Annotated in this window: 13 protein-coding genes; 7 read left to right on the top strand and 6 right to left on the bottom strand. The window is 70.9% G+C overall.

The genetic code is table 11. The features are described 5' to 3' along the window. Positions 1-152 precede the first annotated feature (152 nt). From EAO79_RS04730 to EAO79_RS04710, 5 genes are all read left to right on the top strand, one after another. A complete protein-coding gene (locus EAO79_RS04730) occupies positions 153-2,624 on the top strand; it encodes a beta-glucosidase (RefSeq protein WP_124767998.1) in 2,472 nt (823 codons plus the stop codon). Continuing rightward, positions 2,621-5,449, top strand: a complete 2,829-nt coding sequence (locus tag EAO79_RS04725; protein ID WP_124767996.1) for a family 78 glycoside hydrolase catalytic domain — start codon at positions 2,621-2,623, stop codon at positions 5,447-5,449. Before EAO79_RS04730 ends, EAO79_RS04725 begins: the two co-directional genes overlap by 4 nt. 89 nt (positions 5,450-5,538) lie before the next feature. Next, positions 5,539-7,281 (top strand): DUF5605 domain-containing protein, encoded by a 1,743-nt coding sequence (locus tag EAO79_RS04720; RefSeq protein WP_124767994.1) that lies wholly within the window; start codon positions 5,539-5,541, stop codon positions 7,279-7,281. A gap of 431 nt (positions 7,282-7,712) precedes the next feature. Continuing rightward, entirely contained in the window at positions 7,713-8,063 is a 351-nt protein-coding gene (locus EAO79_RS04715) for a hypothetical protein (RefSeq protein ID WP_079704496.1), read from the top strand. A gap of 115 nt (positions 8,064-8,178) precedes the next feature. Next, positions 8,179-9,810, top strand: a complete 1,632-nt coding sequence (locus EAO79_RS04710) for a beta-N-acetylhexosaminidase (protein ID WP_124767992.1) — start codon at positions 8,179-8,181, stop codon at positions 9,808-9,810. Positions 9,811-10,014: 204 nt separating this feature from the next. Here EAO79_RS04710 and EAO79_RS04705 read toward each other — a convergent pair whose 3' ends face one another. The 5 genes from EAO79_RS04705 to EAO79_RS04685 form a co-directional block, all read right to left on the bottom strand. Then, positions 10,015-10,515, bottom strand: coding sequence for a DUF2087 domain-containing protein (locus EAO79_RS04705; RefSeq protein ID WP_124767990.1), 501 nt, complete (start codon positions 10,513-10,515; stop codon positions 10,015-10,017). A gap of 64 nt (positions 10,516-10,579) precedes the next feature. Beyond that, on the bottom strand, positions 10,580-11,266 hold the full coding sequence (locus EAO79_RS04700) for a 4'-phosphopantetheinyl transferase (protein ID WP_124767988.1): 687 nt from the start codon (positions 11,264-11,266) through the stop codon (positions 10,580-10,582). Beyond that, on the bottom strand, positions 11,259-12,266 hold the full coding sequence (locus EAO79_RS04695) for a hypothetical protein (protein ID WP_124767986.1): 1,008 nt from the start codon (positions 12,264-12,266) through the stop codon (positions 11,259-11,261). The genes EAO79_RS04700 and EAO79_RS04695 overlap by 8 nt, the downstream gene beginning before the upstream one ends. After that, positions 12,267-14,384 (bottom strand): MMPL family transporter, encoded by a 2,118-nt coding sequence (locus EAO79_RS04690; protein WP_164486895.1) that lies wholly within the window; start codon positions 14,382-14,384, stop codon positions 12,267-12,269. It lies immediately after the preceding gene. 35 nt (positions 14,385-14,419) lie between these two features. Beyond that, positions 14,420-19,123, bottom strand: coding sequence for a type I polyketide synthase (locus EAO79_RS04685; protein ID WP_164486894.1), 4,704 nt, complete (start codon positions 19,121-19,123; stop codon positions 14,420-14,422). 250 nt (positions 19,124-19,373) lie between these two features. On the opposite strand from EAO79_RS04685, the gene EAO79_RS04680 reads away from it, so the two are divergent. Next, positions 19,374-20,117, top strand: a complete 744-nt coding sequence (locus EAO79_RS04680) for a dienelactone hydrolase family protein (RefSeq protein ID WP_124767980.1) — start codon at positions 19,374-19,376, stop codon at positions 20,115-20,117. 96 nt (positions 20,118-20,213) lie between these two features. Here the strand turns inward: EAO79_RS04680 and EAO79_RS04675 are convergent, their stop codons facing one another. Further along, a complete protein-coding gene (locus tag EAO79_RS04675) occupies positions 20,214-21,605 on the bottom strand; it encodes a glycine--tRNA ligase (RefSeq protein ID WP_064295424.1) in 1,392 nt (463 codons plus the stop codon). Between the two features lie 184 nt (positions 21,606-21,789). Between EAO79_RS04675 and EAO79_RS04670 the strand changes: the two genes are divergently transcribed. After that, positions 21,790-23,094, top strand: a complete 1,305-nt coding sequence (locus EAO79_RS04670) for an esterase family protein (RefSeq protein ID WP_124767978.1) — start codon at positions 21,790-21,792, stop codon at positions 23,092-23,094. Positions 23,095-23,168: the final 74 nt, after the last annotated feature.

The following is a 23,168-nucleotide window of genomic DNA, read 5'->3' as shown; positions in this document are numbered from 1 at the left end:
GAGCTCGTCGAAGGGCCCACATCCGGTCCCCGAGACCCACAACCGGTCCCCGAGGCCCACAACCGGTCCCCGAGACCCACAACCGGTCTCTGAGACCCACCATCCGGTCCCTGAGCTTGTCGAAGGGCCACCCCAGAACGGACCCACATCGCATGACCATCACCACTCCCCGGCACGCCGCCGCCACGAAGCCCGTCGACACCGCGGCGATCGACGCCCTCGTCGCCCGACTCGACCTCGAGGAGAAGGTCGCGCTCGTCTCCGGCGCCGACTTCTGGACCACGGTGCCGCTCGAGAAGATCGGCCTGCGCGCCATGGTCCTGTCCGACGGGCCGGCCGGCGTCCGCGGTCCGCTGTGGGACGAGCGCTCGCCGTCGATCAACCTCCCGTCAGCGACCGCGCTGGCGTCCTCGTGGGATCCGTCGCTCGCCTACCGATACGGCGCCGTCGCCGCGGCCGAGGCCCGCCGAAAGGGCGTCGACGTCGTCCTCGGCCCGACCATCAACCTCCACCGTTCCCCGCTCGGCGGGCGGCACTTCGAGGCGTTCAGCGAGGATCCGGAACTCACCGGTTCGCTCGCGGCCGCCTACGTCAGCGGCCTGCAGGACAACGGCGTCGCCGCGACCCCGAAGCACTACGTCGCCAACGACTCCGAGACCGACCGCTTCACGGTCGACGTGCATGCGAGCGAGCGTGCCCTCCGCGAGCTCTATCTCGCACCGTTCGAGCGCACGGTGACCGAAGCCGGCACCTGGGCGATCATGAGCGCCTACAACTCCGTCGACGGCGTCACGATGAGCGAGAACGACCTCCTGGAGACGCCGCTCAACTCGGAGTGGGGCTTCGACGGCGTCGTCGTCAGCGACTGGACCGGCGTCCGCAGCCTCGGCTCGGCGCCGGCGTCCCAGGACCTCGCCATGCCCGGCCCCGCTCCCGCATGGAGCGCGGCCCTCGTCGAGGCCGTCCGCGACGGCCGCGTCGCCGAAGCCGACGTCGACCGCAAGGTCGCCCGGCTCCTCGCGCTCGCGGTCCGCGTCGGTGCCCTCGGCGAGGAAGCACTGGCGCCCGCTCCGGTCGACGGGGTCTCCTTCTCCCGCGAGGCCGAGACTGAGGGCATCGTGCTGCTCGACAACGACGGCACGCTCCCCCTCGACGCGGCCTCGCTCACCCGCGTCGCCGTCATCGGGCACAACGCCCGCGACTCGCGCACCCAGGGCGGCGGCAGTGCGACGGTCCTCCCCGAGCACACCGTCAGCCCACTCGAGGGACTCCGACTCGCGCTCCCCGAGGCGACGATCGACTACGCCGTCGGCGCGATCGTGCAGGAGGGCGTCGCCGAGCTTCCGCTCGAGCGCCTCACCAACCCGCGCACGGGTGACCCCGGTCTCGTCGCCACGTTCCTCGATGCCGACGGCGCGGAACTCTTCACCGAGGACCGCCGGTCCACCGCGCTCGTCTGGTTCGGCGGCGACGCCCCGGTCACCACGGCGTCGCAGCTCGTGCTCACCACCACGTACACGCCGGAGGCCACCGAGCAACTGCGACTCGGTTTCGCCACGGGGCTCCACGGCCGACTCTTCGTCGACGGCGTCCTCCTCGTCGACGAGCAACCCGTGGTCGTCGGGAACGACCTCGGCGCGGCGCTGCTCGCCCCGCCGTCGGCGACCGGGGCGTTCGCCGCCCAGGCCGACGTCGCCGTCGAACTCCGTGCGGAGTTCGACCTCTCCCCGAGCGAGAACGGTCTCGGCGCGATCAGCGTCACTGTCGGTCGCGCCCCCGACGACTCCGACCCCGACGCCCTCATCGCCCAGGCGGTCGAGGCGGCCCGCGCGGCCGATGTCGCCGTCGTGGTCGTCGGCACGAACTCGAAGGTCGAATCGGAGGGCTGGGACCGCAGCGACCTCACCCTCCCCGGCCGTCAGGACGAGCTCGTCCGGGCTGTCGCCGCCGTGAACCCGCGCACCGTCGTGATCGTCAACTCCGGCGCCCCGGTCCTGCTCCCCTGGAGCGACGAGGTCGCCGCCGTGCTCCTCGGCTGGTTCGGCGGACAGGAGATGGGCAACGCCCTGGCCGACGTGCTGCTCGGGGTCGCCGAACCCGGTGGTCGCCTGAGCACCACCTGGGCTGCGGCGCTCGACGACGTCCCGGTGCTCGACGTCACCCCGGTGGACGGCGTGCTCCGCTACGAGGAGGGCATCCACATCGGCTACCGCGCGTGGCTCCGCTCGGGTGCCACGCCCGCCTACTGGTTCGGCCACGGGCTCGGGTACACGAGCTGGTCCATCGACGGTGGCGAGGTCTCGGGTGACGTCGCCTCCCCCCGCGTCTCCGGGACCGCGACGAACACCGGCGACCGCGCCGGCAAGCACGTCGTGCAGGTGTACGCGGAGCGACCGGACTCATCGGTCGACCGCCCCGTGCGCTGGCTCGTCGGATCGGCTGTCGTCCGCGCGGGCGCCGGCGAATCGGTCGCCTGGGAGGTCGCGCTGCCGGCCCGGGTCTTCGCCCACTGGGCGGACGGCTGGCAGGTCGAGCCAGGCGACGTCACCCTCCGGATCGGATCGTCCGTCGTCAACCTCGTGGACGAGCACGTCGTCACCATCGCAGCCGGGACCTCCCGATGACCGCGCACGTCGCGCGGATCGGCCGGCTGCGGGCGGAGACCCGTGACGACAGCCCCGCGGTTGCGACGCCGACGCCTCGGTTGAGCTGGACCGTCGAGACCGCTGGCTCCGACTGGGCGCAGGCCTGGGCCGAACTCCGAGACGGCAGTGGTGCCACGGCACGTGTCGAGGGCCGCGACTCCGTCCTCGTCTCCTGGCCGTTCCCACCACTCGGCCCAGACGAGGTGCGCACCGTCGAGGTCCGTGCCGCGTCGACTGCTGGGGAGGAGACACCCTGGAGCGAGCCGACCGTCGTCGAGGCCGCGTTCCTGGCCGACGGAGCCTGGACCGCCCGCTTCATCGGTCTCGCAGCGCCCGAGCGTCCTGCGCAACCGATCCGGGTGCGCCGCACCTTCACGGTCGGCGGGCCCGTCCGTCGCGCCCGGCTGTTCTGGACCGCGCTCGGTGCCGCCGAACCGCAGCTGAACGGGATGCCCGCCTCGGAAGACGTCCTCTCCCCCGGCTGGACCGCCTACGGCGACCGCCTCGTGCACGAGACCGTCGACGTCACCGCGCTCGTCGAGCCGGGTGAGAACGTCCTCGCCGCGACCGTCGCCGGCGCCTGGTACACCGAGCGGTACGGGTTCTTCCAGTTCGCCGAGCGCATCTACGGCGACCAGCCACGCTTCGCCGCCCAGCTGCAGCTCGACTACCTCGACGGGACGACGGAGACGCTCGTCACCGATGCGAGCTGGTCGGCGGCAGACGGTGCCGAGCTCGTCGACAGCGGCATCTACGCCGGCGAGGCGATCGACACCACCCTGGTCGAACCCGGCTGGTCGACGACGGCGCTCGACGCGTCCACCTGGGCCCCGGCCCTCGTCGACGACGCTGCGCACCCGGTGCCGGAGGCCCGGATCGCCGCGCCCGTCCGCCGCATCGAGGAGCGCGCGGTCGCGGAGGTGCTCACCTCGCCGTCGGGCGCGACCATCCTCGACTTCGGCCAGAACCTCGTCGGCCGCCTCCGGCTCACCGTCGCCGGCCCGCGGGGCACGACGCTCACGCTCCGGCACGCCGAGGTCCTCGACGAGGGCGAACTCGCCCTGCGTCCCCTCCGCAACGCCGCAGCCACCGACCACGTCACGCTCTCGGGCGACGGCGAACAGACGATCGAGCCGCGCTTCACCTTCCACGGCTTCCGCTACGCGCAGATCGACGGCTGGCCGGGCGCATTCGACCCGGCGTCGGTCTCCGCCGTCGTCCTCCACAGCGACCTCACGCGCACGGGTTGGTTCTCCTCCTCGCACGAGCTGCTCGACCGCCTCCACGAGAACGTCGTCTGGGGCATGCGCGGCAACTTCCTGAGCATCCCGACCGACTGCCCGCAGCGCGACGAACGGCTCGGCTGGACGGGTGACCTACAGGTCTTCGCCCCGACCGCGAGCTTCCTCTACGACAGCTCCGCCTTCCTCGACTCCTGGCTGCGCGACCTCGCACTCGAGCAGGAGCACCAGGACGGTGTCGTCCCCATGGTGGTCCCGGCCGCGCTGTCCGGGTTCGCCGGCGGCGGGCCGACCGCGGCCTGGGGCGACGCTGCGACCGTCGTGCCGTGGGTGCTCCACGAGCGCTACGGCGACCTCGGGATCCTGCGCGAGCAGTACCCGTCGATGCGTTCCTGGGTGGAGGCCGTGCTCCGGGTGAGCACCGACGGTCTCTGGTCGAACACCTTCCAGCTCGGCGACTGGCTCGACCCGAGCGCGCCGCCTGACCAGCCGGCGAAGGCCAGGGTCGACTCGGACATCGTCGCGAGCGCCTATCACGCGCGATCGCTCCGGATCCTCGCCGACACCGCCGGGCTCCTCGGGGAGACGGCGGACGCGGAGCGGTACGGCGACCTGGCCGAGCGGAGTCGGGCGGCCTTCACCGCCGAGTATGTGACGCCCGCCGGCCGGATGATGTCCGACGCGCCGACCGCGTACGCCCTCGCCCTGCGGTTCGACCTCGTCGACGACCCCGCCCTGCGGCAACGCCTCGCGGACCGCCTCGCCGACCTCGTCCGCGCCGACGGTTACCGCATCGGCACCGGCTTCGTGGGGACGCCGCTCATCACCGACGCACTCGCCGACGGCGGACACCTCCGCGCGGCCGGCCGCCTCATGCTCCAGACCGAGAACCCCTCCTGGCTCTCGCCCGTCACCAAGGGCGCGACCACGATCTGGGAGCGTTGGGACAGCCTGCTCGAGGACGGCTCGGTCAACCCGGGCGAGATGACCTCGTTCAACCACTACGCGCTCGGCGCCGTCGCCGACTGGCTGCACCGCACCGTAGCCGGCCTCGCTCCCGCGGGTCCCGGCTACCGCGAACTCCGGATCGCACCGCGGCCGATCGACGGACTCGACCACGCCGAGGCCCGACACGTCACGCCCTACGGCGAGGCGTCGGTGGCGTGGCGACGCGAAGGGTCGTCCCTCCGGGTGTCGGCGGTCGTGCCGCCGAACACGACGGCGACGGTCGCGTTGCCGGGTGCCGCGGAGGAGACGATCGGGTCCGGTCGCCACGATTGGACGGTCGAGGTCCCCGACGCCGGCTCGAGTGCCGACGACGACATCACGCTCGGCCTCGACTCGCCGCTCTCCGAGATCATCGACCGACCGGCCGCGTACGACGCCCTCCTCAGCTCGGTGGGTGCCCACGATCAGGCCAAGGCCGACGACATCCGCCGCAGCACCCAGTGGAGTCGTGGTCGGACCGTCCGTCAGCTCCTCATGTTCACGCCGCCGTCGATGCTCGACGACGTGGACGCAGCGCTTGCTGCAGCCACTCCGGCATCAGGAGTTGCGCGATAACCCCCACTCGACTGTTCCACGTGCAACACTCGCACCGCCTGCACCAGTAGCACCCGCCGCCGACCCGCTCGGCTGATCACAGGAGATCCATGTTCGACCGCAGTTCCGCCTTCGGAGACGTCATCGAGAGCCCGGCGGGTCGCACCGTCCTCGAGCAGTTCCTGCCCGGCATCGCCGCCTCGCCGATGGCCAAGCAGTTCCGCAGCATCCGTCTCGGGCAGCTGTCGGCGATCGTGCCGGAGCTGCAGGACGATGCGGCGAAGGATCGTCTCTGGGCGGCGCTCGCACAGGTCGACGACGGTCCCGACGCCCGCGCACCCTACGGCGCCGCGATCGAGCCCGCTCCCGACTACGAGGGCCAGGACGTCCCGCGCGGCTCGGCGACCCTGACGGTCCCCGGCGACGTCCCGCAGTACGGCGTCGTCGAGATCCGGCTGGACGGGCCGTCGCACGGCAACCCGTTCGTCGACGTGGAACTCGGCGCGACGTTCACGAACGGCGCACGCGAGCTCACCGTCGGCGGGTTCTACGACGGCGACGGCCGGTACCTGGTGCGGCTGCTCGCCGAGGAGCAGGGCGAGTGGTCGTTCACCACGAGCTCGACCGCCCGATCACTCGACGGCGTCGCAGGCGCGTTCACCGTGTCGGCCGCGGCGACGGGCAGCCACGGACCGGTGCGCGTGGACGGCTTCCACTTCGCCCACGCCGACGGCACCCGCCATCGCCCGCTCGGCACGACCGCCTACGCCTGGACGCACCAGCTCGAGGAACTGCAGGAGGAGACGCTCCGCGCCCTGGAGATCGCGCCGTTCACGAAGATCCGGATGTGCGTGTTCCCGAAGTCGTACCTCTACAACGCGAACGAGCCGGAGACGTTCCCCTTCGTCGGCTCACTCGCAGACGGGTTCGACCACGAGCGCTTCGACCCGAAGTACTGGGCGAACCTCGAGCGGCGCATCAACCAGCTCGGCGCGCTCGGCATCGAGGCGGACCTGATCCTCTTCCACGCCTACGACCGTTGGGGCTTCGCGGACCTCGGTCCGGCCGTCGACGAACGGTACCTCCGCTACGCCGTCCGCCGGCTCACCGCGTTCGCGAACGTGTGGTGGTCGATGGCGAACGAGTACGACCTGCTCTGGGCGAAGACGAACGACGACTGGGAGCGGCTCGCGGCGGTCGTCGGCGCGGAGGACCCGCACGGCCACCTCAACTCCATCCACAACTGCCAGGGGTTCTACGACTACGCGAAGCCCTGGATCACGCACTGCAGCGTGCAGCGCGTCGACGTCTACCGGACCGCGGAGAACACCGACGCCTGGCGCGAGCAGTGGGGCAAGCCGATCGTCATCGACGAGTGCGCCTACGAGGGCGACATCGACCAGGGCTGGGGCAACATCACCGGCGAGGAGATGGTGCGACGGTTCTGGGAGGGCGCGATCCGCGGCGGCTACGTCGGCCACGGCGAGACCTACCTCAACGACCGGGAGGAGCTGTTCTGGTCGAAGGGCGGTCCGCTCATCGGTTCGAGTCCCGACCGCATCGCATTCCTGGAGCGCATCTCGGCGGAGTCCCCGACGGGCGTCCTCGACCCGCTCCCCGGCGACTGGGACGTGCCGTGGGGCGGGGTGGCCGGCCGGTACGTCATCGGCTACTTCGGCTTCAACCGGCCGCGGTTCCGCAACGTCTTCCTTCCCGAGGGCGAGTTCCACGTCGACGTGCTGGACACCTGGAACATGACGGTCGAGACTCTGCCCGGCACGTACACCGGTACCGTCCGGGTCGACCTGCCCGGCCGCCAGTTCATGGCGGTCCGCCTCCGCCTGGTGGAGTAGCCGCCCGCCCGGCCGCCGGGCCCGGACCCGCCCGGTCACTGAGCCGGGCGGGTCCGGTCACCGAGCCCGCCTCCCCCGGCCACCGAGCCGCCCTCCCGCGGTCACTGAGCCGCATCCCAGGTCACTGAGCCTGTTGAAGTGCCGATCTGCCCTCCCCGCTCGCTGGCCCACCGGCAACCGGTCACGAGGCCCACCCTTCCCCGGTCACTGAGCCTGTCGAAGTGCCGAGCAACCCTCCGACCACTTAGCCGCCTCCCCAGTCACCGAGCCGCCTCCACCGGTCACTGAGCCTGTCGAAGTGCCGAGCAACCCTCCCCCGCAACCCCGTCTCCACATCGTTGACACGTTTGTTCGGACCCTTTACAGTTGTCGGGCATTGACGCAACCCCCGTTGCAACATGCGCAATCGCCCGACGACTGGAGAGCGGCCCATGGATCACGGCACCGGCACCATCCTCCCGGGCGGCGTCCTCCGCGGCACCGCCCTCACCGCCCTGCTGCCCACCTGGGTGACGGGCGGTGGCGGCGACGCCGTCATCGACCGTCTCCGGGACGACGCCATCGTCGACGAACTCGAACGCGCCTTCGCCGAGCCGCCGTTCGACGAGCGCGTCGACTGGTCCGCTGTGCGCATTGCGCAGGTGTCGCACCCCGACCTCCGCGAGCTCGTCGGCCGCAGCATCGCCGAGCTCGCCGCCGAGGCCGGTCAGTCGCCGCTCACCGTCGTCTCGGATACGCTGATCGCCGACCGGCTCACCACCCTCGTCGACCGCCCATCCTGACCTCCACCATCCGGGACCGTTCTCAGGAGTCCTCCGGCGTGTCACCGGGTTCCCGGCCAGCCGCGCCGCAGATGTCCTGAGAACGGCCCATCAGCACTCGAGGAGAGAACCACCGATGCTTCCACTGCCCGTGTCCATCCAGCAGCACGACGGCGCCTTCACGCTGAGCGAGACGACCGGGCTCGGCGGTGACCACCGCTTCTCGGCCGCGACCCGCTGGTTGCGCGGGGTGCTGCAGACGTCGACCGGGTTCGACCTCGACGCACGGATCGACCTGCGGACCGACAGCATCGCGTTCATCCACGACGACACCGTCGCGGCCGGCGGCTACCGGCTCGTGGTCGACGCGGACGGTGTGCGCATCGTCGCCGCCGACGCCTCCGGCGCGTTCTCGGGTGCGGTGACCCTGACCCAGCTCCTTCCCCCTGCGGTCAACCGCCGTGCGCTCGTCCCCGGCGTCGACTGGACCGTCCCGGCGACGACCATCGACGACGCCCCGCGCTTCGGGTGGCGCGGCGTCATGCTCGACGTGGCCAGGCACTTCCTCCCCACGTCCGACGTGCTGCGGTTCATCGACCTCGCCGCGCGCCACAAGCTCAACGTCCTCCATTTCCACCTCACCGACGACCAGGGCTGGCGGATCCAGATCGACGCCTTCCCGAAGCTGACCGAGGTCGGCGGGTGGCGGACCGAGAGCCAGCACGGCGCAGCACGGCACGCTCCCGGCGACGGCCGCCCGCACGGCGGCTTCTACACGAAGGACGACCTGCGCGAGATCGTCGCCTACGCCGCTGAGCGGTCCATCACGGTCGTCCCCGAGATCGACCTGCCCGGTCATGCGCGAGCGATCATCGCCGCGTACCCGGAGCTGGGCGTGCCGGATGTGGCGCAGGACGCGGACGAGCCGTCGGTGTGGACGAGGTGGGGCATCAACGAGGCGATCCTCGACATGGGCGAGGAGACGGTCGCGTTCTTCCGCACCGTGTTCGACGAGGTCATGGAGCTCTTCCCATCGACCTTCATCGGCGTCGGTGGCGACGAGGCGAAGAAGACCCGCTGGGCAGCGAGCGCTCGAACGCAAGCCCTCATGGCCGAGCGCGGGCTCGACTCCGTCGAAGCGCTGCAGGCGTGGTTCATCCGCCAACTCGAGGCGCACCTGTGCGCCGCCGGCCGACGCCTGTACGGCTGGGACGAGATCCTCGAGGGCGGCGGATTGCCGAAGGACGCGACCGTCGCCTCATGGCGCGGCGAGTTCGGTGCGGTCGCCGCCGCACGCCAGGGGTACGACGTCATCGCCTGCCCGGACGACCGCGTCTACCTCGATTACCGCGAGTCGGAGCTGCCGGGTGAGCCGATCCCGGTCGGGCCACCGCTGACCGTCGCGGAGGTGTACACCTTCGAGCCGGTGCCGGCTGAGCTGACGGAGGCGCAGGCCGAGCACATCATCGGGGTGCAGGCGAACATCTGGACCGAGCACATGGACTCCGCCCGCGTCATCGACTACCAGGCATACCCGCGGCTGTGCGCCCTCGCCGAGGTCGCCTGGGTCGGCCGCGAGCGCGACCTCGCGGGCTTCGAGGCGCGGCTGCAGCAGCACCTCGCCCGCCTCGACGCCCTCGGGGTCGAGTACCGCCGCGCTTCGGGACCGTTCCCGTGGCAGGAGCGTCCCGACGCCGAGGGTCGGCCGTCCACCCGCGAGCAGCGGGCCGCCCTCGTGGAGGAGCTCACGAAGGACATCCGCGCCTGACGCCGGCCGCGGGCCTGCCGCCCGGTCTCTAAGCCTCCCGTCGGTCCCCAAAGCCTCCCGCCTGGTCCCCGAGCCCCCCAACCCGGTCCCTGAGCCTGTCGAAGGGCCCCGCAAGCCCCTCGTGCGCACTTCGACAAGCTCAGTGACCGGAAGAGGGCCGCCGTCGCGCGCACCAGTCCCTGAGTCTGTCGAAGGGCGGCCTCCTCAGGTGACGAGCGCGTATTCGGTCCCCGAACGCGTGCGCTCGACGAGCTGCGCGTCGACGAGGTACCGCCGGAGCACCGCGACGTCGTCGTGGAACGCGGACAACCGCTCGTTGATCTCGGCTTCGTCGACCACCTCACCAGGCTCGAGCACTGATGCCGCGACGCGCTGCAACAGCGCCTGCCGCTCGTCCGGATTCGACGGGTACTGCACGATCCGACCGTCGACCAGGAAGCGGTCGATCCCTTCGCGCTTCGGCGGTGCGGCGGCCGCGAGGAGGTCCCGGAACACCCTGCCCGAAGCACGTCCGTCAATATCCAACAGGCCCGCCCGAGACAACGTCTGGACGCTCTGCTCGGCTCGCCGCACAGCACGCTGGGTGGCGCCGAGGTCGGGCTCCTGCCCGAGGACGAGTTGCGCGTACACCGTCCGGGCGTCGTCGTTCGCGAGGGCGGCGGCCACTGCACGCCAGTCCGTCGTCGTCCGTTCCTCGTCCGACATGGCCCCTCCTCCTGCGGTCGACGACATCGTCCTCAACGGTACCCGCGCCGACCGGAACAGCCGATCACCCGTCCTGTCGCTGCGAGGCCGGGACGATGACGACGCTGCAAAGGTGGGTGCCCACCACCGACCACCGGCCGGTGAAGGTGCGCGGCGTGGTCGAGCGCGCGGTCGGGCCGGCCGACACGACGATCCGCGCATCGAACGAGCCCCGATCCGGGTGGATCACCACCTCACACGCCGTGTAGTCGACCCATCGGCCGGTGAGCGGGTACCACGCCTTGAAGACGCTCTCCTTGACGCTCCACAACACGGCGCTCCACGCGACGGTCGGATGGCTCGAGGCGAGCCGTGTGAGCATGGACGCCTCATCCCCGCAGACGATCGTCGCCGCGACGGCGGGACGGACGGGCCGGTGCACCTCGACGTCGATCCCGATGGCGCTCGCGACACCGACGTGACCGACGGCTGCGATCGTGAAGCCGGGGCAGTGCGAGAGACTCCCGACGACGCCGGTCGGCCAGACCGGTTGCCCGCCCTCCCCCGTCGGGATGTCCGTGGAGCGCTGGCCGAGCATCGCGAGTGCCGCCCTGGCGCAGTCGCGCGCCGAGCGGGATTCGGTGCTCCGAAGAGCCTGAGTCGGACGGACCCCGAACGGCCCGGGTGCGGTGCCGACGGACGCCGAGACGACGACGCCCGACGGCACCTGCATCCGGAGAGCGTCGACGACCGCGGCTGCGGATTCAGCCACTCGATCGACGCGGGGACGCCAAGCGCGTCGCGGGGTCCGAGGCGGGGATGCCGACCCGGAACCAGGCGACGAGCTGCTCGTCCCGGGCGATTTGCCAGCGTTCTTCGAGCATGGCTCTGGTCTCCGGACAGTCGAGCGGCGCGCTCTGGGGATGCACGTACAGGCCGTGGCGCTGGAAGCCGAGCCAGAGCCGGGCGAGCAGTCGCCCAGCGGCGAGTTCCTGTGGGGCCTCGGTGGGACTGACCACGCCGAGGACGGTGCCGGAGCCCTGGGTCGCGGAGGCCGACATCCTCGCCAACAACCCGGGCAGCCCGACGCCGCGAAGCGCGCGGAACACCCGCGGGCTGATCAGCGTCCGCAGGCCGGCTCGTTCGACCTTCGACAGCACGAGCATCGCGTCGTTGAGTCCGTCCTCGCCGTAGTCGGGGTGGCGCGGCGACAGGCGGGTCCACCGGTGGAGCTCGGCGACGATCGCCGCGTCGCCGAAGAACCACCGGTTGGCTCGGATGAGGAACGGACGGGCGTCCCGGGTCGGCATCGAGACGAGCCGGAACCCCGCACGCTCCGCCTCCGCAGCGGCCGCCGTGAGGACGTCGGGCGGAGGAGCGCCGTCCCGCCATCGCCCTCGCCAGACGCGTCGTCCACGGACGTCCGCCGAGGAGAACGTCGTCTGGTAGCCCTCCGGGTGGCGCGAGAACCGGCCGACCTCATCGGTCTCCGCGTCACCGCCGGTGGAGGCCTCGAAGCGCAGTCCGACACCGGCCGACGCCGCACAGATGAGGAGTGACTCGACGAACGCCCCGAACGACAGCATCGTGTCGCGTCCTCGCGGATCGCTCGCGCCGAGGGTGCGAGTGCGATCCCGGCGGAGGACGAGTTCGTCGCCCTGACAGTCCACGCCCCACGGCTGCGTGTTGTGGGCGTTCGCCGCACGAGCCGCCTCGGACACGAGCGCCGAGAGGTCGTCATCGGCCGACAGGCCGCTGAACCGCGCGTCCACTCAGCCCTCCGTGATCCCGATGCGACGGTGGATCGCCGCGAGCCACCGCGGCACCCACCAGTTGCATCGTCCGGCGACGCGCATGAAGACCGGGACGAGCACGCCGCGGATCAGGATGGCGTCGATGAGGATCGCGATACCGGTACCGATGCCGAGCATCTTGATGATCGACACCCCGGAGGTCGCCATGGCGAAGAACGACACCGCGAGGATCGCCGCAGCGGCCGTGATGATCGGGCCGCTCGCACCGAGCCCGCTCCGCACCGCCTCCGCGAGATCGCCCGTGGCACGGAACCGTTCCTGGATCCGCGCGAGGAGGAACACCTCGTAGTCCATCGAGAGTCCGAAGGCGATGCAGAACAGCAGGATCGGGATCGAGATGGCGATGGGCGACGGGGTGAAGCCGAGCACGTCCGACAGGTTGCCGTCCTGGAAGAGGAACACGATGACGCCCAGGATGCCGACCAGCCCGACCACGTTCAGCACCAGCGCCTTGATCGGGAGCAGCACGCTCCCCGTGAACAGGAAGAGGATGATCAGCGTCATGAGCGCGATGGCCGCGGCGGCGAACGGCAGACGCGCCGAGATGGAGTCACCGATGTCGATCATCTGTGCCGCGAGGCCACCGACCAGGACGGTCGAGCCGGCTCCAGGGTCCACCGCACGGACGTCGCGGACGAGCTCCGAGCCCTCGGGTGAGTACGGGACGACGTCGGTCGCGACCTGCAGCCAGAGCGCCGAACCGTCACGGAAGTGCTGCTCCGTCCGCGCGTCGGCCGGGACGACGAGGCGTCCGTCGACGAAGCTGCCGAGGGACGTCGTGACGGCCTCGACGCCCGTGATCGAGGAGAGTCCGGTGGCGTACTCCTCGAGCTCGCGGTCCGTCCCCGCCCAGTCCTCGGTGACGACGGAGACGGCGTCCGCCTCGGCGACGTCGAAGTCGGACCGCATGATGTCCGCCACGACACGACTCTCGGCGTCGGCGGGGAGCACTCGTTCGTCGGGTACCCCGAACTCCGCGTGCGCGAACGGCGCGGCCATGGCGATGAGCAGCGCGATCACGGGCACCGCCAACCACGGACGGCGATACGCGTGGTCGCCCACCCGGTACCAGAACCGACCCTCGGCCCCGGCCGGGCGCCGCGAGCGCAGACGGCCCCAGTCGATCCGGCGACCCAGGAGGGTGAGGGCTGCGGCCAGCAGGACGACCGCGCCCACCACGGAGCAGGCCACGATGACGAGTCCCGCGATGGCGAACGAGCGCAGGAAGTACTGGTCGAACAGCATCAGCGTGGCGAGCGCCGCGGCGACGACGACGCCGCTGAACACGATGGTCCGGCCGGTCGTCCGCCGAGCGATCCGCAACGCCTCCTCGTCGGTGGCTCCGCCCGAGCGTTCGTCCCGATAGCGGGTGAGGAACAGCAGGCAGTAGTCGATGGCGAGTCCGAGGCCCAACGCGGTGACGAGGTTGACTGCGAACAGGGAGACCGAGGTGAGCTGCGCGACCACGTTCAGCAGGCCGAGGGAACCGAGGATCGTGACGCCCGCGACGCCGACGGGCAGCAGCGCGGCCACCACACCGCGGAACGCGAAGAACAGCAGCACGAGGGTGATCGGGATGGCGATCGTCTCCGCGACGATGATGTCCGTCTTGACCTGCGCGTTCAGGTCGTCGTTGATCCCCGCGATGCCGCCGAACCGGACCGTGGCCGACGTCACCTCCTCGGTGATCGTCCCGCGGAGCGCGGTGGTCGCGCGTTGCACCGTGTCCTCGTCTCCGGCGAGCGCCACGAGCACGACGCCGCGGTCCGTGTCGCTCCGCAGCTGCTCCGCGTCGGCGTAGGAGCCGGTGACGCTGGCGCCGTCCACATCGTCAACAGCGCCGACGATGTCGTCGAGCGCCTCCCTGCCGGCGGCGCTGTCGAGTCCGTCGGAGACGTCCACGACGAGGACGAGTTTCGGGTCGCTGCCGGGGAACCGGTCGGCGAGCACGTCCGCTGCAGCCACGGAGTCGGACTGCGGGTCGTCGAACCCGCCCGTCTTGAGGTTGTCGAGGACGTCGGCCCCCGCGATGCTCGCCACGATCGCGAACACCAGGCCGATCAGGAGCGTGATCACCGCCCGTCGTCTGGGAGTCGTTCTGGAGTGGTTCGTCATGCGGATACCTCGATGTCGTGGGTGATGCGGTTGAGTTCGGATGCCGTGATGTCCACGACCCGCTGGATCTGCTCGGCGGTGTGCTCCGCGGTGATGAAGAAGCGGAGCCGCGCCTGGTCGTCCGGTACGGCCGGGTACAGGATCGGGTTGACGCTGAAGCCGTGGTCGAAGAGCGCCGTCGCCAGGGCGAGCGCCCGTTCCGAGCTGCCGACGATGCACGGCACGACGGGCGAGTCGGCGCTGTCGCCGATGTCGATGCCGGCGGCCCGGGCCGTCTCGCGGAAGCGGTCGGCGTTCTGCCGCAGGCGGCTGAGGCGCTCGGGCTCGTCGCGCATGAGCCGGAGGGCGGCGAGCGACGCGGCCGCGTTCGCCGGGGTGATGCCGACGCTGTACACGAACCCGGGCACGGAGTACTTGAGGTAATCGATCGCCGCGGCGGTGCCCCCGACGTAGCCGCCGCATCCGGCGAGCGACTTCGACATCGTCCCGCACCAGAGGTCGATGTCCGAGCGGTCGACGCCGAAGTGTTCGCCGACCCCGCCCCCGTTCGCGCCGACCGTTCCGATGCTGTGCGCTTCGTCGACGAGCACCAGTGCGCCGTGCCGCCGCTTCAGCTCGATGAGCTGCGGGAGCGGCACGAGGTCGCCGTCCATGCTGTAGACGCCCTCCACGACGATGAGGACTCGGCGGAACCCGCCGCGGATCGCGCCGAGGAGGTCGTCGAGCGCGTTCAGGTCGTTGTGGGGGAAGGACCGCCGGGTGGCTCCGGAGAGTTTCGCCCCCTGGATGATGCTGTCGTGCGCGAGGCTGTCGTGGACGATGAGATCGCCCGGTTCCACCAGGTGCCCGATGACACTCACGTTCGTCGCGTGGCCGCTCACCAGGGTGAGCGCGGACTCCACCTGGAGGAGGTCGGCGAGCTCCTGCTCGAGCTCGGCATGGATCGGGCGCTCACCGGACAGGAACCGACTGGCGGACACCGAGCTGCCGTATCGGGCCACGGCGTCGGCGATCGTCTCGGCGACCACGGGGTGGCCGGTGACACCGAGGTAGTTGTAGCTCGAGAAGCTCACGAGCTGGGCGTCGCCGATCGTCGTCGTCGCGTCGATGATCCCCTCATGGAGCAGGAAGTAGGGGTTGCGGTCGGTCTGCTGCCGGCGTTCCCGCATGGCGACCGCCTCCGGGAAGCACTCGATGCGGGCGTCGGCCTCGGTCCATCGGGTCGGGCGGTCGGCCGGCGCCGGGGAAGCGGCAGCCACCGGTTCCGTCTCGACCCGCGGAAGCCGGTGCTGCGGCTCCTCGGCGAACGGGTGCAGCAGGGAGCCGACGCCGTCCAGCACCTGCTCCACCGTGGGCCGCCCGGCGAAGCGCTCGCCGAGCTGGGCGGGGGTCGGCAACGATGGCCACTCGGTGTGCAGCTGGGTGATCAGCTCACGCATCATCAGCGAATCGAATCCGAGCTGTTCGACGAGGTGCATGTCGGGCCGGATCAGGTCCAGCGGGAACCCGCTGATGCGCGACACCATGCCGAGGATGACCGCGTCGGACTCGGCGCGATGCGACCGGGAGGCTGCGAGGCCCATCCGGGCGACCACCTCCGCCTGCGGCGAGCCGGGTTCCGTGGACCAGCGGAACGGATCCGTCGATGCGGGCGCGTGATCGGCCCGCCCGGACCCCTCGATGAGGCTCAGCTGGCGGTTCATGAGGGCGAGCAGTCCGGGCAGGTGGTCGGCCTGCGCCTCGGCGGCTCGCGGCTGGATCGGCGGTCGTGCCGACGGTGGTCCGGCGAGCGGGGAGGACGGCAGTTCGCGGGGGTTGTGACGCATGGAGTGGGGATCCTGTTCGACGGGGGAGGGTGGTCGGTGCGGTTCGGATGTGGGTACTCGGGGCGTGGTCGTCGGGTCGGAGGCGTCCGGTCGGACGACCCAGTACGGCTCGGCCGGCAGCGGCGCGATCGGCAGCGCCACACCCGCGGTGTCTGGCGGGACGAGCGATGACAGGTCGAGGTCGGCGCCCAGCACCGTCAGCCGGCCGAGCAGTCGGAGGAAGGTCGCCGCGCCGTCCGGCGCCGACGCGCTGCTCGGGATGACGTGCACCTCGGGCGCATCGCCCAGGGAGCGCCGGATGGACCCGACCAGCGCCGAACCCCCACCGATCTGGACGTAGACACCGACGTCGGATGCGGACGCCGACTCGATCGCCTCGCGGAACCGCACCGTGGAGAAGACGTTCTCCTCGAGCTGACGGCCCAGCTCCTCGCTCGTCTCCACCGCGCGGCCCGTCACGGTCGACACGAGCTGCACCTGCGGCGCGCGAGGCCGGAATCGCGACAGGTCCGCCACGAGGGCCGGCCGGATCGGCTCGAGCAGGGGCGAGTGGAACCCGGTGGCGACGCGCAGCGGGTGTGTCGACACCCCGTGCTCGACGCACCGTTCCGCAACGGTGCGCAGGGCCTCGCCGGTTCCACTCACCACCGTCTGCCGGGGATCATTGGCGGCCGCGATCCACGCGTCGTCGATGCCGCTGAGGAGCGCTGCGGCCCGCTCGGCGTCGCAGCCGAGGGCCGTCATGCCGTCGCCGGGTCGCGTCGCAGCCGACCGCATGTGGTGTCCGCGGACCGCGGCGAGCCGCACGGCGGCGGGCGCCTCGAGCGCGCCCGCCGTCGCCAGGGCGGGCAGCTCACCGACACTGTGCCCGATGACGAGGTCGGGCTCCACGCCGATCTCGCGCAACTGCGCCACGGCCGCGAGCGCCGTCACCGCGAGCGCGGGTTGGCAGACCTCGGTGGACGTGAGACGGTCGACTCCGGAGGGGGTGTCGGCGTCGGCCGCGGAGAGCGCCGCGAGCACATCGACCCCGGTCTCGTCGAGCACCTGCTCGTTCAAGGTCTCGGCCGCTGCACGGAAGGCGGGGAACCGGTCGAGGAGGTCAGTCTGCATCCGCGGGGTCTGGCTACCCTGCCCGGGGAAGACGAAGGCGATCCGCCGAGCGGCCTCGTCGACACGGACACCGGTGCAGACGTCCGCGGAGATCACCCCGGTGGCTCCGCTAGCGAGCTGCTCCACGGCGGCCGACAGCCCGGAGATCAGCTCGGCGGCGGTGCGGCACACGATCGCCAGACGGGTGCTCGCGAGCGAGCGGAAGCTCAAGGTCCGTGCGAGGCCGGCGATGGACGGTGCGTCGGCGGCGTGGAGGACGGCGAGGACCGCACGGAGGTGCTCGCCGAGCAGCGTGGGGTCGGCGGCCGAGAACACGAGGAGGTGCGGGAGCGGTTCGTCGGCCGCTCCCCCAGCGGCACGCCGACGGACTCGACCTGCTCGCGTCGCCGGTGATTCGAGCACCACGTGCGCGTTGGTGCCGCCGAACCCGAACGAGCTGACGCCGATGAGGCCCAGACCGTCGTCGCCCGGGTCGATGGTGCGGGAGGCGAGCGCAAGGCGGCCGTCTCGGAGGGTCTCGGCGTGCGCCTCGGAACGCAGGCGGGGCTGCCCGGGGACGACCCGATGCCTCGCCATGAGCGCTGCTTTGACGATGCTGGCGATCCCGGCCGCCGCCATCGTGTGCCCCACGAGCGCCTTCACCGCCGTGACCGTGGCGGTCCGGTGCGGCGATGTCCCGAGACGACGCAGCGCCGCCAGCGATTCCAGCTCGGTGCGGTCGCCCACCGGGGTGGCCGTGCCGTGCGCCTCGACGACGCCCAGGTCGGCGGGGTCGGCAGCGGCGTCCTCGTAGGCCCGGCGGAGCGCTGCCAGCTGTCCGTCGGTCGTCGGCGTCATCGGCCCTTCGGCCCGGCCGTCGTTGGACACCCCGGAGCCGCGGATGACCGCGTAGACGTCGTCGTGGTCGTCGATGGCGGCCTCGAGCGGTTTGACGACGATCATGCCGACGCCCTCTCCGAGGAGGAATCCGTCGGCGTCGCCATCGAACGGTCGGCACACCCCGCTCCGTGACAGCGCACCGATCCGGGAGAAGGCGACCATCGCATCCGGGACGAGGCTCAGGTTGACGCCGCCGACGAGCGCCGCCGAGCACTGCCCGGACCGGATGGCGGCGATCGCCTGGTGGAGCGCGACGAGGCTGCTGGAGCACGCGGCGTCGACCGCGAAGCTCGGGCCGCCGAGGTCGAGCGTGCTGCTCACCAGCGCCGGCCCCATGTTCGGCAGGCATCCCGGCATCGAGAACGCGTGGAACGGGCGCACACCGGCGACGCGCGCGCCCATCGCCGCCGCGAGGTCGGGGCCGGCGTGTTCCGCGTGGACCGAGTCGTCGCCGAGGAGTTGCGCCCGGATGCGGAGCGAGGAGAGTTCGCGGTAATCGTTCGCAGCCATCCCGACGAAGACGCCGATGGACGACCGGTCGATGCGACGACGTTCGAACCCGGCGTCGATCCAGGCGGCTCGCGCTGCCTCGAGGAGCAGGCGATGTTGCGGGTCCATCGCGTGCGCCCGGCTGGGTGGGATGCGGAAGTGCCGTGCCGCGAACTGCTCGACGTCGTCGATGAAGGAGCCCTGGTCGGAGTAGGCGTGATGCACCGCTCGGGGGTCGTGCGGCGCGAAGAAGGAGGCGTGATCCCATCTCGAGCGGGGGACGGCGGAGCCGCTGCGTCGGGCCGCCAGGATGTTGCGCCAGTACTGGTGGGCGTCTGCCGCGCCACCGAAGCGGGCGGACAGGCCGACGATGGCGAGTGGTCGAACGGGCACGACGAGAGAACCTCCGAGGGTGTTGATCGCGGATGGAACGAGGGGGCAGGTCGGCATGTCGACGACTCCGAGCGGAGTAGGTCGAGGTCCAGGGGCCACCTCGCGGTGAGGAGAGCTGTCCCGTGGGCACGCCACAGCTCGACTGTAGTCATCTGAAACATCAGTTCGGTTGCTCGTTCGGAATCTGTGGATAACTCGCGGGCAGCGCAACCCCCAGCCGGTGCGGAGGGTCGGCTGGAACACTGGCGATATGACGACCATCACGCTGACCAAGGGCCTCACCGCCTACCGCGCCGATCCGCCGAAGGGCGTCGAGCTCCGCGGCGGGCTCGTGCTCATCCACGAGATCTGGGGCCTCGTCCCGCACATCACCGACGTCGCCGACCGGTTCGCCGCGGAGGGGTACCTCGTCATCGCGCCCGACATCCTGAGTCGCGCCGGCGTCACACCCGAGATCGGTGCGGAGCTCGAGAGCCTCGTCTTCAACAGTGACGAGGCGACGAGGACCGCGGCACAGCCGAAGCTGCGCGAGAAGCTCTCGGCCTCGAAGTCGCCCGAGTACGCCGAGGAGGCGCTCGGGTACCTGGGGAAGGCCGTCGACGCCCTGTTCGACGAGGAGGGGATCGACGGGCGCGTCGCCGTCGTCGGCTTCTGCTTCGGTGGCGGCTACAGCTTCGCGCTCGCCGCGGCCGACCGCCGCATCCGCGCCGCTGTCCCGTTCTACGGCTACCCGCCGGAGCCCGAGGCTGTGACGAGAATCGCCTGCCCGGTCCTCGCGTTCTACGGCGACCAGGACGAGGGCCTCATGCAGAGCCTGCCCGAGCTGACCACGACGATGGAGGACGCGCGTGTCGAGTTCACCGCGACCGTCTACCCCGACGCCGGTCACGCCTTCTTCAACGACACCAACACGATCACCTACCGCGAGGACGCGGCCGCCGACGCCTGGGTGAAGACGCTCGCGTTCCTCGACACCTCACTCGGCAACGCCTAGCCCGAGCCATCCGTGTCCGTTCGCCCGTTTCTGGGCGAAGAAACGCCCGCTCGCCCAAACATGGGCGAGCGGGCGTTCGGGTGAAACGGCGGAGGCCTACGCGCCCTTGAGGCGGGTGGCGAGGTAGGCGTACAGCTCGTCGATGGCGACACGCTCCTGCTGCATGCTGTCGCGGTCGCGGACCGTCACGGCGTTGTCCTCGAGCGAGTCGAAGTCGACGGTCACGCAGTACGGGGTGCCGATCTCGTCCTGACGACGGTAGCGGCGGCCGATCGCGCCCGAGTCGTCGAAGTCGATGTTCCACGAGCCGCGCAGCTCGTCGCCGATCTGGCGGGCGAGCGGCGACAGCGCCTCGTTGCGGGACAGCGGCAGCACGGCGACCTTGACGGGCGCGAGACGCGGGTCGAGGTGCAGCACGGTGCGCTTCTCGATCTTGCCCTTGGCGTTCGGCGGCAGCTCCTGCTCCTCGTACGCGTCGACGAGGAAGGCCATGAGCGCACGGGTCAGACCGAAGGACGGCTCGATGACGTACGGCATGTACCGCTCGTTCTTGGCCTGGTCGAAGTAACTGAGGTCCTTGCCGGACTGCTCGGCGTGCACCTTGAGGTCGTAGTCGGTGCGGTTCGCGACGCCCATGAGCTCGCCCCACTCGCTTCCGGCGAAGCCGAACTTGTACTCGATGTCGACGGTGCGCTTCGAGTAGTGCGCCAGCTTCTCCTGCGGGTGCTCGAACCAACGGATGTTGTCGGGCGTCATGCCGAGGTCGATGAACCAGGCCCAGCACAGGTCCATCCAGGTCTGCTGCCACTCGTCGTCGGTGCCGGGCTCGACGAAGAACTCGATCTCCATCTGCTCGAACTCGCGGGTGCGGAAGATGAAGTTACCGGGCGTGATCTCGTTGCGGAACGCCTTGCCGATCTGGCCGATGCCGAACGGCGGCTTCTTGCGGGCCGTCTGCAGGACGTTCGCGAAGTTCGTGAAGATGCCCTGGGCGGTCTCGGGACGCAGGTAGTGGAGACCGGACTCGTCGTCGACGACGCCGAGGAAGGTCTTCAGGAGGCCGGACATCTGACGGATCTCGGTCCACTGGCCGACCTTCGAGGGGTGCTCGGGGTCGGGGATGTCGGCGAGGCCGTTCTCCGGCGGGTGGCCGTGCTCGGCCTCGTACGCCTCGAAGAGGTGGTCGGCCCGGTACCGCTTGTGGGTGATGAGCGATTCGGTCAGAGGGTCGCTGAAGACCTTGACGTGACCGGACGCCTCCCAGACCGGGGTGGGCAGGATGACGGCGGAGTCGAGACCGACCATGTCGCCGCGGCCACGGACGAACGCGTTCCACCACTGGCGCTTGATGTTCTCCTTGAGCTCGACACCCAGGGGCCCGTAATCCCACGCAGACCGCGTGCCGCCGTAGATGTCTCCCGACGGGAAGACGAAGCCGCGGTGCTGGGCCAGGGTGATGACGGACTCGAGATGGGACTGCTCTGCCATGGGTGTGGATCCTCCGTGCCGCTTGCCACGCGGCGGTACCTTCCGGTGCTGACGCCTGGCTGGCGCCCGCTCCCGGAACCCCTCAATCCTATGGGCGAGCCCGTGAGGACGCCCAACGGCCCTTGTCCCGCTCAGGGCGGCCGCTTAGCCTGGCAACCATCGCGGTACGCAGGATGGAGCATCGATGGATTGGCTGTGGAACCTCGACGTCATCGACGGTCCACTCGTCTGGGTGCTCGACGGGCTCAGCATCGCCGGCCTGCTGTACCTCGTCATCCGTCGGTCCGGGCTGCTGTGGTACCTGAGCGCCGCCATCGCCCTCCTGGCCGGCGCGCTCCTCGCCCTGGGGACGGTGTGGCTGGTCTTCGACGTGCTCAACCTCTTCGGCGGGCCGTTGATCCGCTCCGCGGAGCCCTGGTTGATCGGCGTCTTCGCCGGCATCGCGCTCGCCGTCCTGACGATCTGCTGGCGCGTCTCATGGCAGCGGCGCGTCATCGCCGTCGCGTGCATCCTCGTCTTCGGCGCCACCGCGGTGCTGGGCGTCAACGGCGCGTACGGTGTCCAGACCACCCTCGGGTCGATGTTCCACGTCCAGAACCGCAAGCCGATCACCCTCGTGACGCCGACCAGCACGCCCACCGGCGATCCGGCCCGCCCGCTGTACGAGACGTGGAAGCCGCCGGCCGATCTGCCGAAGACAGGCAGGTTCGGCCCGCTTCCCACGGGCGACCGGATCCCGAACACGAACTCCGGGTTCAACGCCCGCCCGGCGCAGGTCTACTACCCACCCGCCGCACTCGTGAAGGATCCCCCGGCGCTCCCGTTCGTCCTCATGATGATGGGACAACCGGGTGACCCCGACGCGAAGTGGATCGGCGAGGCGCTCGACGCGATCGCCGCCGACCACCAGGGGCTCGCCCCCATCGCGCTCGTCGTGGACCAGCTCGGCGACCCTTCCGTGGATCCGCTGTGCATCGACGGGCGGTACGGGAAGGTGGAGACCTACGTCACGCAGGACGTCCTCCCGTGGGCGAAGGCGAACCTGCACATCCTCCAGTCGCCGAAGGATTGGACGGTCGCCGGGTACTCGGCCGGCGGCAGCTGTGCGATCTACTACGGAGCCAAGTACCCGCAGACCTTCGGCAACGTCGTCAGTGTCTCGGGCGAGGAGTATCCCGGAGCCGGCCTCCCGGCGGACAACCTGCGCGTGATGTTCAACGGCGACCAGAACGCGTACGACGCGATCAAACCGGCGACCATCATGGCGAAGACGACGTACGTCGACACCGAGGCGTTCTTCTCCGCGGGGACGGCGGACGCGGTCTACACCGACATGATGCGGCGCGCCGCAGCCACCGCGACGGCGGCCGGCTGGAAGGTCCAGACCTTCGCGATACCGGGTGGCGACCACGGCGCCAGCTCGCTCACGGGCGGGCTGGACCAGACGCTCCGCGCGCTCTACCCGCGGATCGGCCTCCAACGACCGTGACGGGGACGGGGCTCCGCGACCCGGCCTCCACTCCATCGTGGGCTGTGGAGAACTTCGGCGGCGGTCTGAACCGA

The sequence above is a fragment of the Plantibacter sp. PA-3-X8 genome (assembly GCF_003856975.1).
GTDB lineage: Bacteria > Actinomycetota > Actinomycetes > Actinomycetales > Microbacteriaceae > Plantibacter > Plantibacter auratus.
Note: the sequence above shows the minus strand (reverse complement) of the source record. Positions and strands in the feature narration are given on the sequence as shown.

Bases quoted from the DNA above. Each gene is read 5' to 3' on its own strand.
- EAO79_RS04730 (WP_124767998.1), top strand. From the start codon at position 153: ATGACCATCACCACTCCCCGGCACGCCGCCGCCACGAAGCCCGTCGAC.
- EAO79_RS04725 (WP_124767996.1), top strand. From the start codon at position 2,621: ATGACCGCGCACGTCGCGCGGATCGGCCGGCTGCGGGCGGAGACCCGT.
- EAO79_RS04720 (WP_124767994.1), top strand. From the start codon at position 5,539: ATGTTCGACCGCAGTTCCGCCTTCGGAGACGTCATCGAGAGCCCGGCG.
- EAO79_RS04715 (WP_079704496.1), top strand. From the start codon at position 7,713: ATGGATCACGGCACCGGCACCATCCTCCCGGGCGGCGTCCTCCGCGGC.
- EAO79_RS04710 (WP_124767992.1), top strand. From the start codon at position 8,179: ATGCTTCCACTGCCCGTGTCCATCCAGCAGCACGACGGCGCCTTCACG.
- EAO79_RS04705 (WP_124767990.1), bottom strand. From the start codon at position 10,515: ATGTCGGACGAGGAACGGACGACGACGGACTGGCGTGCAGTGGCCGCC.
- EAO79_RS04680 (WP_124767980.1), top strand. From the start codon at position 19,374: ATGACGACCATCACGCTGACCAAGGGCCTCACCGCCTACCGCGCCGAT.
- EAO79_RS04675 (WP_064295424.1), bottom strand. From the start codon at position 21,605: ATGGCAGAGCAGTCCCATCTCGAGTCCGTCATCACCCTGGCCCAGCAC.
- EAO79_RS04670 (WP_124767978.1), top strand. From the start codon at position 21,790: ATGGATTGGCTGTGGAACCTCGACGTCATCGACGGTCCACTCGTCTGG.